Source organism: Collinsella sp. AF23-2 (assembly GCF_003459245.1).
Lineage (GTDB): Bacteria > Actinomycetota > Coriobacteriia > Coriobacteriales > Coriobacteriaceae > Collinsella.
The window spans coordinates 20,902-36,872 of the sequence record NZ_QRVG01000012.1 but is presented as its reverse complement, the minus strand read 5'-3'; the positions used below and the strand labels follow the sequence as shown (position 1 = coordinate 36,872).

Annotated in this window: 13 protein-coding genes and 1 riboswitch; of the genes, 4 read left to right on the top strand and 9 right to left on the bottom strand. The window is 58.5% G+C overall.

Going from position 1 to position 15,971, the window contains the following annotated elements; all coding sequences use genetic code 11:
* Positions 1–164: 164 nt before the first annotated feature.
* Positions 165–488 carry a hypothetical protein gene (locus DWY03_RS06210; RefSeq protein WP_147334515.1) on the bottom strand — a complete coding sequence of 108 codons (324 nt, stop codon included), beginning with the start codon at positions 486–488 and terminating at the stop codon, positions 165–167.
* A gap of 2 nt (positions 489–490) precedes the next feature.
* Positions 491–1,678, bottom strand: a complete 1,188-nt coding sequence (locus tag DWY03_RS06205) for an N-acetyldiaminopimelate deacetylase (protein WP_117840193.1) — start codon at positions 1,676–1,678, stop codon at positions 491–493.
* 145 nt (positions 1,679–1,823) lie between these two features.
* A riboswitch (Lysine riboswitch) is annotated at positions 1,824–1,992 on the top strand.
* 65 nt (positions 1,993–2,057) lie between these two features.
* Between DWY03_RS06205 and dapA the strand changes: the two genes are divergently transcribed.
* Genes dapA through dapD form a run of 3 tightly spaced genes read left to right on the top strand, consistent with a single transcriptional unit; the run spans position 2,058 to position 5,859 of the window.
* On the top strand, positions 2,058–4,367 hold the full coding sequence (dapA, locus tag DWY03_RS10230) for a 4-hydroxy-tetrahydrodipicolinate synthase (protein WP_117840192.1): 2,310 nt from the start codon (positions 2,058–2,060) through the stop codon (positions 4,365–4,367).
* Positions 4,360–5,100 (top strand): 4-hydroxy-tetrahydrodipicolinate reductase, encoded by a 741-nt coding sequence (gene dapB, locus DWY03_RS06195; RefSeq protein WP_197032804.1) that lies wholly within the window; start codon positions 4,360–4,362, stop codon positions 5,098–5,100. Before dapA ends, dapB begins: the two co-directional genes overlap by 8 nt.
* A gap of 39 nt (positions 5,101–5,139) precedes the next feature.
* The gene (gene dapD / locus DWY03_RS06190; RefSeq protein WP_099431491.1) at positions 5,140–5,859 is read left to right on the top strand and encodes a 2,3,4,5-tetrahydropyridine-2,6-dicarboxylate N-acetyltransferase; all 720 of its coding nucleotides are present in this window, start codon (positions 5,140–5,142) and stop codon (positions 5,857–5,859) included.
* Positions 5,860–5,992: 133 nt separating this feature from the next.
* Here the strand turns inward: dapD and DWY03_RS06185 are convergent, their stop codons facing one another.
* The 7 genes from DWY03_RS06185 to DWY03_RS06155 all read right to left on the bottom strand — a co-directional run bounded on the left by DWY03_RS06185 (position 5,993) and on the right by DWY03_RS06155 (position 14,415).
* On the bottom strand, positions 5,993–6,997 hold the full coding sequence (locus tag DWY03_RS06185) for a nucleoid-associated protein (protein ID WP_022094136.1): 1,005 nt from the start codon (positions 6,995–6,997) through the stop codon (positions 5,993–5,995).
* A 111-nt stretch (positions 6,998–7,108) separates the two neighbouring features.
* On the bottom strand, positions 7,109–8,269 hold the full coding sequence (locus DWY03_RS06180) for an Mbeg1-like protein (protein WP_117840191.1): 1,161 nt from the start codon (positions 8,267–8,269) through the stop codon (positions 7,109–7,111).
* Between the two features lie 114 nt (positions 8,270–8,383).
* Positions 8,384–9,334, bottom strand: coding sequence for an L-lactate dehydrogenase (locus tag DWY03_RS06175; protein WP_117564413.1), 951 nt, complete (start codon positions 9,332–9,334; stop codon positions 8,384–8,386).
* Positions 9,335–9,535: 201 nt separating this feature from the next.
* On the bottom strand, positions 9,536–10,699 hold the full coding sequence (locus DWY03_RS06170; RefSeq protein WP_006234344.1) for a pyridoxal phosphate-dependent aminotransferase: 1,164 nt from the start codon (positions 10,697–10,699) through the stop codon (positions 9,536–9,538).
* 118 nt (positions 10,700–10,817) lie between these two features.
* A complete protein-coding gene (locus tag DWY03_RS06165; protein ID WP_117840190.1) occupies positions 10,818–12,818 on the bottom strand; it encodes an NAD(+) synthase in 2,001 nt (666 codons plus the stop codon).
* A 153-nt stretch (positions 12,819–12,971) separates the two neighbouring features.
* Positions 12,972–14,156: an MFS transporter gene (locus DWY03_RS06160; RefSeq protein ID WP_117840189.1), complete on the bottom strand. Its 1,185-nt coding sequence runs from the start codon at positions 14,154–14,156 to the stop codon at positions 12,972–12,974.
* On the bottom strand, positions 14,134–14,415 hold the full coding sequence (locus DWY03_RS06155; RefSeq protein WP_055251466.1) for a DUF2087 domain-containing protein: 282 nt from the start codon (positions 14,413–14,415) through the stop codon (positions 14,134–14,136). The genes DWY03_RS06160 and DWY03_RS06155 overlap by 23 nt, the downstream gene beginning before the upstream one ends.
* 483 nt (positions 14,416–14,898) lie before the next feature.
* On the opposite strand from DWY03_RS06155, the gene DWY03_RS06145 reads away from it, so the two are divergent.
* A complete protein-coding gene (locus tag DWY03_RS06145) occupies positions 14,899–15,852 on the top strand; it encodes a hypothetical protein (RefSeq protein WP_117840188.1) in 954 nt (317 codons plus the stop codon).
* The last annotated feature ends 119 nt before the right edge of the window (positions 15,853–15,971 follow it).

Here is a 15,971-nt window from a genome sequence, read left to right as displayed (position 1 = left end):
TATTCATCCTTCCTACGATCCGGCTACCGTGCCGGCACACAGCACATCGTAGAAAGGATTGAACTTGAATTCATTAGCTGAGAGCTAAGGTTGCGGTAAACGGCCAATGCAGCTATCCAGACGCCGAGCAAACGCACTTTGCGTGACCGTCTGCTGGCAGCGCATCAACCCACCATGACGGATTTCCCGGTAAAGGCACTGATCATCATTAGAACAAAGAACACCAGGTAGCTGATGCTCAATAGGTAGGCGACGACTAAAAAGATGGTCCATCCAACATTGGCCTTACCGTCGGCGCGGCGCTGCCCGCGACTGCGATAAAGCCAAATCGTCACGCCGATGGCAGTGATAAACAGTACGAGTGCCGCCGCAGCCAGCCCAGCAAGCACAAACATCACGCCAATGCTCACAGCGATGACCGGAAGCAGCAGCAAACCGCATCCGCATCCACCCGGGCTATATACGGCAGACCGTCGGCGTCGTTCCATCGTCACTCCAAGCCAAGCAATCGTTTGTAGACATCGAGGCCTTTGAGTAGGATTTCCTCGTCGAAGAGCATGCTATCGGTATGCAGAGCGCTTGTGGCATAGGCGGGGCAGCCATCCGAATCACTCGGGTTGTCTTGGTCCTCTGGCATACCCGTGCCCAGCAGGAAAAATACGCCCGGCAGATGGCGTTGATAGAACGCGAAATCCTCGGCAATCAGCAGCGGCTCGTCCACGAGCTGTAACTCGGGCAGAGCAGGCGCGATTCGATCAAACAACTCGGGATCGTTGTCGACCGGCGGATAGCCCTCGGCAAAGTCGAGATCGTACGTGCAGCCCGTTGCAGTGCATGCCTCATCAAGCACGCGGCGCACACCCTCGCGTGCACGGTCGAACATGCCGTCCGTAAACACACGCAAGCTGCCGGCCACATGGGCCTCCCCCGCCACCGCGTTGCAGACGGTACCGGCCTGCAGCAGGCCAAACTTGCCGATACAGGGCTCGTCGGTGCCCAGTTCGTCCATCAGCTCGCGCTCGGTAACCAAAAACTTCGCTGCCGCCAACGCGGCATCGTGTGACTCCTCAACCGGCACACCATAAGTCTTAGCAATATGGATACTCGCACCGTGAATATGGATATGCGTCTCGCTCGAACGCGCCAGCAGCGGACCAGAACAACTCGCCAGCGTGCCGGCAGACAGATCGGGCCACACATGGAAGCCAAAAATGCGGTCGGCCCCATAGCGCTCGAACACACCACTCTCGCATACCGTCTTGGCACCACCGGTCGTTTCCTCGGCCGGCTGGAACACAAAAAGCACGTTGCGTTTAAGTGAACCCGGCTGCTCGCGAATCGTGCGGTCGACATACGTCGCGGCGGCGAGCGCCATGGCCATGTGTCCGTCGTGCCCGCAAGCGTGCATCTTGCCGGGATGAGACGAGGCGAAGGCCGCACCCGTCGCCTCGGCAATGGGCAGCGCATCCATATCCGCACGAATCGCCGTGGCATGCGTGGCACCAACGCCAGCGTCAAAGAAAGCGCAGACGCAGCTGGGGCACGGATGGGTCACCTCGCAGGCAAGCGACGCCAACACGCCCTCGATATAGGCGATCGTCTGCGGAAGATCGAAGTCGAGCTCCGGGATCCTGTGCAAGTCGCGACGATAGCGACGGAGTTCTTGGAGCTCGGTCATAGAGGTTCCTTTCATTGGTGTGCGCCGGTTGCTATCTATTGTGCCGCAAGATTGCCATACCCTTATTTCCAGCATATCCCTGCATTTTTTAAACGTTATATACGAATACTCTTGTTTGGTAAAGTGCAACGTGATAGGGTCTTTACCACTTGATAGAGGCGCGGGCACGAAGAGCCGCGGGCGAGCCAGCAGGCTTTGACCCCGTGGGGAGGCGAAACCCGCCGAACTGGGTTTTTCGGGCACGAACAACCTGGTGGGCCTGTGGGAAACACCCACAGGACTGTCTGCAGCAATGCGGGAGCGCTATCCGGACATTGGGTCCACGCTATGCGGATTCGATGCGCAGATGGCGCCGTCTGGATAGCGAGGTTTACGGGACATGGCATTGACCCCCAACGAGGCATATGCGGCCAAGCAGCCGTTTGTGGACAAGGAGACACTCGAGCATATCGTCGAGCAGTTCCCCACGCCGTTTCATCTATACGACGAGGCGGGCATCCGCCGCAACATGCAAGAAGTGTGCGACGCCTTTGCATGGAACCCGGGCTTTAAGGAATACTTTGCCGTCAAGGCCAACCCCAACCCGGCGCTCATCTCCATTCTCAACAAATACGGCTGCGGCTGCGATTGCTCGAGCTATACCGAGCTCATGATCGCCCGCTCGCTGGGTATCACGGGACACGACATCATGTTCTCGTCCAACGATACGCCGGCTGCCGACTTTGAGCTCGCCGACAAGCTGGGCGCCATCGTCAACTTTGACGACATCAGCCACATCGAGTTCTTTGAGCGCGTTGCGGGGCCCATCCCCAAAACGGTCAGCTGCCGCTTTAATCCAGGCGGTCTGTTCCAGCTCTCCAACGGCATCATGGACAACCCGGGCGACTCCAAATATGGCATGACCACCGAGCAGCTCTTCGAGGCCTTCCGCATGCTCAAGGCCAAGGGCGCCGAAAACTTTGGCATCCACGCATTCCTTGCCAGCAACACCGTCACCAACGACTACTACCCCAAGCTCGCACGCATCCTCTTTGAGCTTGCCGCACGCCTGGAGCGCGAGACCGGCGCGCACGTCGCCTTCATCAATCTGTCCGGCGGCGTCGGCATTCCCTATCAGCCCGAGCAACAGGCCAACAACATTCACGCCATCGGCGAGGGGGTACACGCTGCCTACGACGAGATCCTGGTTCCTGCCGGCATGGGCGATGTGGCCATCTGCACCGAGATGGGTCGCTTTATGATGGGTCCCTACGGCTGCCTGGTCACCAAGGCCATTCACGAGAAGCAGATTTACAAGGACTATATCGGTGTCGATGCAAGCGCCGTCGACCTGATCCGCCCTGCCATGTACGGCGCTTACCACCACATTACGGTGATGGGCCAGCCGGGTGGCGACGACAAGACCACAGCGCCCGTCACAGACACCTACGACATCACGGGCAATCTGTGCGAGAACAATGACAAGTTCGCCATCGACCGCGAGCTGCCGCATATCGAAATGGGCGACCTGCTCGTGATTCACGACACCGGTGCGCATGGCTACTCTATGGGCTACAACTACAACGGCCGCCTGCGCTCCGCCGAGGTCCTGCTGCGCCCCGATGGCTCGGCCGACCTCATTCGACGCTCTGAGCGCCCGGGCGATTACTTTGCCACGCTCGACGTGCTGCCGTGCGGCCGAGAGCTGCTGGCCAAGTCGCGCGCCGAAAGTGCCCGCCGTCGCGCCCAAGACGAGCGCCTAGCAGTCGCAGCTCAATGGAACAAACGCATCCAGATCGCGAAGGCGAAGGAGAAGAACATGGACATCCGCACTCTCGAGGGCTCAATCGTCGCCCTAGTTACGCCGTTTAAAAAGGACGGCAGCGTCGACTTTGACGCGCTCGAGCGCCTTATCGATTTCCACCTGCAAAACGGCACCGACGCCATCCTCACCCTGGGCACCACCGGTGAGAGTGCCACGATGACCGATGACGAGGACAACTCCGTCGTCGCCGCCGTGGTCAAGCATGTTGCAGGACGCGTCCCCGTCATCGCCGGCTCGGGCTCCAACTCCACGCAGACCATGCTCACCAAGTCGCTCACCTATCAGGGCCTGGGCGCCGACGGTCTGCTGCTCATCACCCCCTACTACAACAAGTCCAATGAAGAGGGTATCTATCAGCACTTTAAGACCGTCGCCGATGCCGTTGACATCCCCTGCATCCTGTACAACATCCCCGGCCGCTGCGGCTGCGGTATCAGCGAGCGCAACGTAGAGCGCCTAGCCGCGCACCCCAACATCATGGGCATCAAGGAGGCCTCGGGCAACGTCGCCTACGCGGCCAAGATCGCCCACCTGCTGTCCGATGACTTCCGCATGTACTCGGGCGAGGATGCACTCACAGTGCCGCTCATGAGCCTGGGCGCTTCGGGCACCATCAGCGTGTGGGCCGACGTGCAGCCGCAGCTCGTACACGACATGTGCCGCGCTTATCTGGACGGCGACGTAGCGCGCGCCCGCGATATCCAGATTGCCGGCCAGCCGCTCATCAACGCCCTCTTTAGCGAGGTCAACCCCATCCCCGTCAAGGAAGCGCTCGCCCAGATGGGCATGATCGAGGCAAACTACCGTATGCCGCTGTGCCCCATGGCAGACGACACGCGAGCCGCACTTACCGATGCTCTGAAGGGAGCTGGTCTGCTTGATTAAGACCGTCATTATGGGAACGGGCCGCATGGGCTCGCTCATCCGCACTACCGCCGAAGGCATTGTCGACGCCGGCGGGCAGCCCGTTTTTGATATCGTCGCCCAGATCGGTTTTGATCTGTCCGGGCTCGAGAGCGCCCCGGCAGCCGATGTGATTATCGACTTCTCGAACGTCGTGACCTTCGATGCCGTCGTCGCCTATGTCGAGCGCACGGGCGCGGCGTTGGTCTCAGGCACCACAGGCTACACCCCCGAGCAGATGGACCGCCTGCGCGAGCTGGGTCAGAACGCCCGCGTCATGCACTCGGGCAACTACTCCATCGGCATCGCCGCCCTGCGTCATCTGGTGGCCCAGGCCACACGCGAGCTGCCCGGCTTTGACTGCGAGATCGTCGAGACGCACCACAACCAAAAGGTCGACGCCCCCAGCGGCACTGCCAAGTTGTTGCTCGACGCCGTCGTCGAGGCCGAGCCCGAGGCAGGCTACCACCCCGTCTATGGCCGCGAGGGCATGTGCGGCGCGCGCGACCCCAAGGAAATCGGTATGCACTCGCTGCGCGGCGGCACCGTAGCCGGCGTGCACGAGGTGGGTTTCTTTGGCCAGGACGAGGAAGTCACGCTCACCCACCGCGCCACGAGCCGTCAGATCTTTGTCAACGGCGCCCTGGCAGCCGCGCAGAAGCTCGTCGCCCGCGAACCCGGCTTCTATACGTTCGACCAGGTCATGTTTGCCTAACCAGGTATCAACCGAATCCACCCAAAGGAGAGATAGCAAATGAGCAACGCAGCCGAGATGGATGCACAGGAGATTATCAACTACATCGCCACCGCGCCCAAAAAGACGCCCGTCAAGCTGTACGTGCGCGAGAAGCCGGGCATGAAGGTTGCCTGGGGCGACGCACATGTCTACGGCGGTCGTCGTGGCAAGACCGTCTTTGGCGACTGGGATGAGCTTAAGGCCATCCTGGACGCCAACGCCGACTCCATCGATTACTACGACGTTGAAAACGATTGCCGCAACTCCGCCGTGCCCATGCTCGACCTTAAGGGCATCAACGCCCGCATCGAGCCGGGCGCGATCATCCGCGACCGCGTCGAGATTGGCGACCGTGCCGTCATCATGATGGGCGCCATCATCAACATCGGCTCCGTTATCGGCGAGGGTTCCATGATCGATATGGGCGCCGTGCTGGGCGGTCGCGCCACCGTGGGTAAGAACTGCCACATCGGCGCCGGCACCGTGCTGGCAGGCGTCGTGGAGCCCGCCAGCGCCACGCCCGTCATCATCGAGGACGATGTCATGATCGGCGCCAACGCCGTGGTTCTGGAGGGCGTGCACGTAGGCAAGGGCGCTGTCGTTGCCGCCGGCGCCGTGTGCGTCGAGGACGTCCCCGCCGGTGCGGTCGTGGCCGGTGTCCCCGCCCGCGTCATCAAGATGCGCGACGAGAAGACCGACAGCAAGACCGGCCTGGAAGAGGGCTTACGTCAACTTTAATAGTTACGCGGTTTTGACAAACCGCGTTTTCGCTGACTTATGCTCAACCTGCGGGGCAATTCATCCCCAAACAAGAAGGCCGAAGCCCCAAAGAGCTTCGGCCTTTGCTTTCTCGCTGTAGACGTAACGCAACTTATCGATTCTCGATGCTGCCGATATTCTTGAGTTCGATGGAGATGAGGCCGTTGGGCTCATTGACGAACTCAATGTACTCGGAATTCGAACCCATCTCGGCCGGGAAGCTGATCTCGATGCCCGTATCGGTACGAATCTTGTGATTGCGCACGGCCGCGCGCTCGACCTGCTTGCGCTCCACAGGAACGCGCTCAGGAACCTTCTCCTCGGTCAGTGCCGCGCGCACGCTCTCTTTGATGACCGGCTCGTCCTCAAAGACCTCATCGACGATATCCCAAGGCGGCAGCTCCTCGTCATCCTCGACCTTCTCGGCAACGGCAGCCTTAACCTTAGCGAGCGCTACGGCCGTATTGGCACCGTGTTCCTCGGCGACTTCCTCGACCACACGCGTCACGGTGTCGATGACCTCCTTACCCGATACGCCCGTGTCGCACTGCAGCAGGCCATCGGGGATAAGCATACGATCCTCGCCGGCAATCTTGCGCTTCTTGTCCACGTAGCCGATCTCCATGGTGCTCGCGCGCACGATGGCATAGCTTGGCACCTTTTGCGAGGGATTCGGCAGAATAGCGTAGTGGCGCGCGATGTCGTTGCGTACCTCCCCTTCCTCGCGGCCCACCTCGTGCATAAAAGCCTGCTTGGAGCCCAGCAGCATCACGGCAAACCAGCGGGCATCCTCATCGTCGTCAAAATCAGCCACGAGCACATCGGTAGACTCGGCTTTCTCGGCTTTGGTGAGCTCGGAGGAGATAAACTCCGCAATCTGCTGCGACAGGTCCACGAATTCGCGCTCGCCAAAGAAATAGCCCTTGAGCTCGCCGCCGAACGCAGAGTTCTCGGCAAACGTGGCGCGTTTATTGTCGGCCGAGGTGCGTGCGCGGCGCAGATGCGTGGTTACGAAATTGCGCACGGTACGACTTTCGATATCGAGCTCGCGCTGGCTCATGACGTTGACGGCAGAGTCAAAGTCCAGGATATGCAGAATCGCGTGATTGATTTTCATATACGGCATTCCGTTCTAGATCGATTTCGGCACGAACCAGTATAGCGGTCGATCCCGCCCCAGGCGCATCGAAGATTGGTGCATCGGGGACAGGTTGCTTTGCACCAATGGTTAGCGCAGGAGCTCGGACTGCCAAGCCTCGAGCTGTTCTGCCAAGCTCTTGCCGGCAGCGGGCATGTCGATCTGGGGACGTTTGGGCAGAAGCGCACACTTAAGAATCGCAACGATAGTCTGCGAGACAAAGCGTCGTGTATCCTTGTCAAAGCCTTGCGCAGCCTGGAGCATCACGGGCAGGCTCTCGCGCAGATTCCCAGCGATATCCGCAAACCGCTCAGCACCCGTAGCCTCAAGCACGGAGAACAACGCATCTACAAAACGCTCGCGCTCGCTAGGCGACACCGCAAGCAGCATCTCGCGAATGGAGCCATCAACGTATCGAGCACCGGCGGACAGGCGCTCACAGTACACGAAGTCGCGACCATCAACCACCCAGCTAAAGGGATTATGCTGAAGCAGGCTGAACTCGGTGCTCTCAACGATGGCATAGTCCTCCTGTGTCTCGAAAATCATGCCAAAGATCGACGACCGAGGTAGCGTCTTGTCGATTCGACCGGATAGGTCGGCGAAGGCGTTGCCGCTCAGAAACTCCTCGACGAAGCCCGGACCATCATGGGAATACGCCCGTTCGATTCGCTCACGGGCGACATCGGGGCACATCGCCGCACCGTACACCGCAAGGTTTCCACCCTTGGAATGACCTCCGCACAAAAGCGGCCCGTCAATCGCATCCGCCGCCTCGTCCACATAACGCGTCGCGGATTCCTGGGCCGGCACAGGACACCGGAACGCCATGTTAAAGTCCTCTTTCCAGCCCACAATCGTGCTGTCGGTCCCCCGGAAGGAAAGATAGCTAAACCCCGCCGGAAACCGGAACGCCATGGCTGCAAACTGCTCTGTCGCCACCACATCGCTCACGGCACGATAGCCGCAAACGTGCACGCCACGGTAGCGAGGGCTTGCTGCCACGGCCTCCAACAAGGCCCTGCTCCCCTCTGGGTCCCACAAGTCGTCAATCATGTCCCGGTAGCACTCGGCACGCAGCAGCTCGCGTACGTCTAGGCCCTGCCAGTCCGTCAGCTCCGCCATATCACCCGGCAAACGCAAATAGGACAGCCACGCAAAGACCAGGCTATCCACCGCGCAGAACGGCCGCTCCTCAAACGGATCAAACGCCGTCTGGGCATAGGTCAAAAAATTAGGCGAATCCGACATGGCCCTCCCATCAACTATGGTGCATTGAGGTCAGGTTACTTTGCACCAAAAAGGCGCCCGGGCCGTGTGGACCCGGACGCCTTCATTGTAGCTTTTCGCTCTGGCGAGCTTGATTTAGCAGGAGAAGTCGACGCTGTCGATGATGTCCTTGAGGGCCTTGGCGGAAGCGGTGAGCTCATGCTGCTCGTCATCGTCCAGCGGGACGGGGACGCGGCAGACAACGCCGTCGCGGCCAACGACAGTCGGCATGGAGATGGCGAGATCGGACAGGCCATACTCGCCCACCATGAGCGAGGAGACGGGCAGAACGGTCTGCTCATCGCGCATGACGGCGGTGCAGATGCGCTTGACGGCCATGGCGACGCCATAGTAGGTGGCGTGCTTCTTCTCGATGATGGTGTAGGCGGAGTTCTTGACGTCCTCGGCGATACGCTTCTCGGCAGCCTCATGCTCCAGGTGGCCGTGAAGCTCACAGAAGGTGTTCAGCGGAACGCCGGCAACCTGAGCGCTGGACCAAGCGACGAACTCGGAGTCGCCGTGCTCACCCATGACATAGGCCTGGACATCGCGCGGGTCAACCTCGACGTGGGCACCAAGCATCTGCTGCAGGCGGCCGGTGTCGAGCACGGTACCGGAACCGATGACGTGGCCCTCGGGCAGGCCGGACATCTTGATGGCGGCGTAGGTCAGAACATCGACCGGGTTGGAGACGATTAACAGAATGCCGTCGAAGCCGGACTTCTTAATCTCGGGAATAATGGACTTGAAGATGCTGACGTTCTTGTTGACCAGGTCCAGGCGGGTCTCACCGGGCTTCTGGGCAGCGCCAGCAGTGACGACGATCATGGCGGCGTCGGCGACATCGGAATAATCGCCGGCGTAGATCTTCATCGGCTCGGCAAACGTCATGCCGTGCGCGATATCCAGGGCCTCACCCTCGGCACGGTTCTTGTCCACGTCGATGAGGACCATCTCGGAGAACAGACCACTCTGCATCAGTGCGAACGCCGAAGACGAACCGACGAAACCGCAGCCGACAATAGCGACCTTCTTCTCGTTAACCATTAGAAACTCCCATCTCTCTCCACAAACAAGCCGCCCGGGAACGACCCGAGCGGCTTGTCGTAATCCCAATACATCCAATCGGGACTTTGATTATGCCCCTATTCGCAGCCAAAAATCGACCGTTTACCGAAATTGTTTGCAGAATTCGTAAAATAACTGCACGAAATCGGTTTCGAGCTATTGACGGGTCGAAATAGGTTTCTAATACAGGCCAGCCTCGCGAATGGCCTCGACAGCCAAAGCGATCTGATCGGGCGGCAAGACCAGTGCCATACGCACGTGCCCCTCGCCCGAAGGGCCAAAGCTCGCGCCCGGCGTCACCACAACGCCGGCCTTCTCCATAAGCTCCTCGCAAAACGCCATGGAATCGGTGCGACCACCGGGAAGCTTGGCCCACACAAACATAGAGCCATGCGCGTTGGGACGCTCCCAGCCCAGGCCCTCAAGACCGTCGCACAGGGCATCGCGGCGTTCCTGGTACTTCAGACGCTGCGCCTCGACCTCATCGCGCGGACCGTTCAGGCAGGCGATAGCAGCCTTCTGGATCGGGAAGAACATACCAAAGTCGATCTGGCCGCGCAGCTTGGCAAAGGCAGAGACCACGTCCTCGCGGCCGACCAAAAAGCCGATACGCGCACCGGTGACGTTAAACGACTTGGAGAGCGAGAAGAACTCCACGCCCACCTCGAGCGCGCCGGGATACTGCAAGAAGCTGCCACCCGGCTCGCCGTCGAACACGATGTCGGAGTACGCGTTGTCATGGACGATGAGCAGATCGTGCTCGCGGGCGAAAGCGATGATCTCCTCGTAGACCTCGGGCGTGCCCACCGAGCCGACCGGGTTCGCGGGCAGCGACACGATCATATACTTGGCACGGTCGGCAACCTCGGGATCGATACCCGCCACATAGGGCAGGTAATTATGCTCGGCAACCAACGGATAGTACTCGAGCTTGGCATCGGCGATCTTGGCACCTGCCTCAAAGACCGGGTAGCACGGATCGGGAACCAGAATGGTGTCACCCGGATCGAGCAGGGCCAGGCCCAAATGGCCCACGCCCTCCTGTGTGCCGTTGCACGACTGCACCATGGACGGCGTAATGCCCGAAACGCCAAAGCGGCGCTCATAGTAATCGCACACGGCTTGCTTGAGTTCGGGCAGGTCGCGCAGGGCATACTTCCACATCTCGGGATCTTGGGCTGCCTGCGTGAGCGCCTCGACCACGTGGTCGTACGGCTTAAAGTCGGGCGTGCCCACGCTCATGTTGTAAATGGTCTTGCCCTGAGCCTTCAGCGCGAGAAGCTTATTGTTGAGCGAGGCGAAGACCTCCGCGCCAAAGCGGTCGAGACGCTGCGATGCCTGCATGGTGCCACCTTTCGATATAAAAAACGCGGCGCTCCGACAAGAGCGCCGCGCGATACGGGCCATCAGATTTCAAAAGTGTAACGCTTACAACCCCCGTATTGGTTCAATTTAGCCAACCTTAGTCAATTGGATTGAGGGCGTCGATCTGCGCGAGCCACAGACGTGAGCTTGCGTCACTCGGCATACGCCAATCGCCGCGCGGGCTGAGCGTCACCGAACCCACCTTGGGACCATCGGGCAGGCAGCTGCGCTTAAACTGCTGGGCAAAGAAGCGACGGTAGAACGTACGTAGCCATGTGTGGACGGTCTTGACATCGTAGACGCCCTCAAAGCTCTTGAGCGCCATGCGGTAGATCTTGGCCGGCTCAAAGCCAAAACGCAGCAGGTAGTAGAGGAAGTAGTCGTGCAACTCGTATGGGCCCACCAAATCCTCGGTCTTCTGCGCAATCTCGCCGTCGCCCGTGGGCGGCAGAAGCTCGGGGGACACCGGCGTATCGAGGATATCGAGCAAGACCTCGGCAATGCGCCCGCCAAAGACATCGGCGGCATAGCGCACCAGATGGCGCACAAGCGTCTTGGGCACGCTCGCGTTGACGGCGTACATGCTCATGTGGTCGCCGTTATAGGTAGCCCAGCCGAGCGCCAGCTCCGACAGGTCGCCCGTGCCAATGACAAAACCGCCAGCCTGGTTGGCCAGGTCCATCAGAATCTGCGTACGTTCGCGCGCCTGGCTGTTCTCGTAGGTTACGTCCTGCACGGCCGGATCGTGCTCAATGTCCTTGAAGTGCTGCTCCACAGCCGCGTGGATCGAAACCTCGCGGAAGCTCACACCCAAGTCGCGGGCGAGCGACTCGGCATTCGACTTAGTGCGGTGCGTCGTGCCAAAGCCGGGCATGGAGACTGCCGTGATGCCCGTGCGCGGCAGCCCCAGTGCATCGAAGGCACGCACGGCTACAAGCAGTGCCAGCGTGGAGTCCAGGCCGCCCGAAAGACCGATGACTGCAGCCTTGGTACCCGTATGGGCAAGGCGGGTCTTGAGGCCGGCAGTCTGCAGGTCGAGGATGGTCTCGCAGCGCTCGGCCAGGTCGCCGTGGTCGGCCGGCACAAAAGGCGCGCGAGGGAAAACGCGGTCGATATCGCAGGCATCGCGCAGAACAGGCTCTTTGGCCAGCACGCCCTCAAACGAAAACTCAACGGTCGTGGCCTCCGGCGCATCGTCCGCGCGCGCCCACGTCGTCGAGCGACGGCGCTCGGCAACCAGGCGGTCAAGGTCAACGTCGGCGATGGCCATATCGCAGGTAAGCAGTTTGGTCGCGGCGAGCTTGGAGCCGTTTTCGTAGACGAGGTTCTCGCCCGCAAAGACCATATCGGTCGTGGACTCGCCCTCACTCGCGTCCGCATAGGCATAGGCGCAGTACAGGCGCGCGCTCTGGTTGGATATGAGGCTGCGTCGGTAATCCGCCTTACCGATAATCTCGTCCGAAGCCGACGGATTGAGGATCACCGTCGCACCGGCAAGCGCCATCTCGGTCGAAGGGGGCGCCGGCACCCACAGGTCCTCGCAGACCTCAACGCCCAGCACCATATCCTCGGCACCTTCATCACAGCAGCGGTAGACAAGCCCCGAACCCAGCGGAACCGGACCCTGACCGGCAAACTCGACCCACACAGAATCTACGGGCGCCGGAGCAAACCAGCGGCGCTCATAAAACTCACCGTAATTGGGCAGATACTTTTTGGCCGTGAGGCCCAAAAGCTCGCCCGCGCAGCACACGGCGGCGCAGTTGTAGATACTCTCGGCAACTGCAACGGGAAGACCGATGGTAAAGACAATCGGCAGCCCGCGGGTTTCATCGAGAATATGTGCCAGTGCGGTCTCGCAGGCATGCAGTAATGTGCGGTTATGGAACAGATCGGCCGCGGTATAGCCAGTCAGATTAAGCTCGGGCAAAACCAGAGCACGAACGCCGCGCTCGGCAGCCTCGCGAACGGCCGCCAGCGCAACCTCGGCATTGCCCTCGACATCGGCCACGCGAATCCGCGGCGACGCCGCCGCCACACGCAAAAAGCCATCGTTCTTATTAGCCGAAACGCAGCATTGCTTTGTTGATCTGGACACTGGAGGCCCCTTCTACCCTGAGATTCAGTCTAACGGACGTTCACATATCTCTAACTAGCCAAAGCAACCTCCCAGTTTACTGAGAGGCCAACCTGTGCTAAGAGCATGTATTTCAAAATTAAGGCATATCAACGTCACATCTGCATATCAACGTCACATCTTTCGCAAATAATTCAATTGAAACACAACTACCATCATAATTGAAAATACACCAAGTCCTGTAACGAGAATTGAGAACATCGCGATGCTCGTGAACAGCGAAACAAGGAGTGTTGAAATAACAACAGCAACCGATTGCAAAGACTCCCTAATTGAAAACAGGCCTATCGATTCAGATCCGTCTCTCGCCAAATCCTGCAGCGATGTTATGAGAAGCACATCTTGAATGGCGTTTCCGGCACCGACGATAAAAAGGAAAATAAACGATATCCCAGACGCATAGCGATAGCCAAACGCCAGATACGCACCGAGCGCAAGATACGTCACAAAACAATATGATTTAACGCAATCGGAACCACTGATTAAACGACCATATATTGTATTTCCGAACAACAGTCCGATTGTAAGACTGCTCTGAAGGAATCCGTATTGTATCGATGACGAGTCAAATTGCAATTGCGCTATAGCTGGCAAAAGAGAATTCAGAGAGCCGAATGCCACGCCACTAGAAATATCGATTAATAGGAAACCAATTGCCAAGTGCTTCGCGCTAAGATCACTAAATTCAGTCCTGTATTTTTCATTTTTGCTTATCCCCTCTTTATCATTAACCTCGATAACCGACGGAACATCTCGCAGCAACCAGAACGACGCGGCAAAAGATAGCGCGTCTAATGCAAGAACAGCCTCCGCCCCAAATTGAGCGACAACAAAACCGCCGGCAACTGGCCCCAGAACCATCATCAAATTCTGCAGAAACCCAAACGAATTATTAATTACGTCGCGATTGATACTATTCGTATTGGCTCTTAACAACGAGTAAAAGCAGGGCATTTCAACCGTTCGGCAAAGCGATACCGCGCACGTAATAGCAAACATACTCCATTTACTATCAACAAAAATATAGCAAATGAATAATCCCGCGCGAATTAAGTCTGCCAATCTCATGGCCTGCAGTGTCCCGATACCCATCTTCTGAGGCAGCTGCGCGAGCGCAACTGAAAACAGAGAGGGGGCAAATCTGCAGCAGACCATCAAAGCAGTTGCAGAAACATCGTGAGTTACCTCGTAAATCAGCATTGGCAAAGCAATATTCGCACACCAATTGCCTATTTCGCTTATCCCTCTAGCAATATATAGGACCCGAACCGGACGGCTAGCTCTCAATACCGTGAACATCACGATTAACCTCGTATTTCAGGCCTCGTTCATCCCTTAATAGGAATCCATAATCAACCAAATACCGCCTCAACACGGCATAATCAGGATAGAGCTGTGAAAGCACACGATTAACCTGAAGCTCCGTATAACTTGTATTTAATTCAAAGAAAGAGACGGCCCATAGCAGCATGATTCTTTTATAGCTTTCCTTTTTTGGAATTGAAACCAGCTCGCCATTCTTGAGAAATCGTTTTTTAAAGTCTATTAGCTCATCCATTCACATCCTCCATTTCATACGCATCTAATACTAAAAATGCATACGCTTTAGGTCATCGCATTCAGCTTCTTTATTCGAACTAATCTAAATAATTTGCTCAAACACTCTTCGAAAGCTCGTTTTTCACTCTGAGTAAAATGCCCTTCCCAGTCAGTCCACGAACAGGAAGGCAACTCACAACGAGCGGAGTCGAAGCCCTCTGCCGTCGGTCGTTCAAAATGCACGATAACCTTTTCGACATCGACATCTGTAATCAGGTCAGAATGAATGACCTCGGTACCGTCTTCGAATGTCATATACGGGTACATCACGTAAACCACCTCGCAATCGTAAGTCCAGTTTAGCATCAAGCTATTTCGCCAAAGACAGCAAGCCCCCCTTGATGAGTTGATGGTATCTGTTAAACGTCACGCACGATTCACATCTGGTGGGTACCCTGATGGCTACACGAAACGAAGCAGATTTACACCGGGAGGACCCCGTATGACAACCAAGTACACTGACGCGCCGCGCACGCGCGTTATGACGCCGGCATCGCTCAACAACGGCGTGCACGAGAACCACTCCATCGGACAGACCATGGCCATCGCGCCCAAAAAGGGCCTGTTCGACGACATTTCCATTCCTCAGATCATTGCCGGCGCCGCAGCCGCCGCCACGAGCGTCGCGCTTGCCTCCAAGATCGGTATCGCCGGATCGGTAATCGGCGCCGCCGTGAGCTCGGTCATCACCGTTGTGTCTTCGCAGGTCTACCGCCACTTTATCTCTGCCAGCGCCGAAGCCCTCAAAGGTACACACACCGCCGACGACTACCCTGCCGGCGCCTATGAACCCGTTGAGCTTGATGCCGAGGAGCACCTGGGCGGCGCCGCGACTACGCAGGAGATGCGCCAGATTGCGGGGCGCGCGACCACGGCGCGCGTCGCTCCCGACAGTCTGCGCGCCAAGGCGGCGGCAGAGCGCAGCCAGACGCAAAAGAAGGTCATCGTCTTCTCGATCGCCATCGCCATCGTCGCGGTCATCGCCTGCGCCGGCGCCATCCTTATAACCACCGCCGGTGAGGGTCTGGGCGAGCGCCCCGAGCCAATCCTTTCGTCGCGCACGACCGAGAGCGATGCAAATGGCAACACCCAGTCGCAGGATCAGCAGGCACAGGCGGACGGCACGCAAGACAGTTCTACCTCTGCCGATTCGTCCTCGAACACCCAAAACCAATCGCAGGGCACCGATTCCTCTACGGCCAACAGTGGCACGCCGTCCGGCACGACCGACTCAAGCCAAACGACTGACGGTTCACAGCCGAACACGGGCGACCAAACGAGCGACACCACGTCGGGAACGGGCGCAGCAGACAGTAGCAACACCAACAGCTCGAGCGGAACCGCTTCCGGCACGGCATCTGACAACTCGAGCCAAGGCACGGCATCGGGCAACTAAGCACATTTGTCTCTCATAGATAACCGACCTGTACAACGGGCGCGAATCGAAAGCGGTTCGCGCCCGTTTGCCTTGGGCGCCGAGGCGGCACGCCCCGTGCGATGGTAAGATGCTTTGGT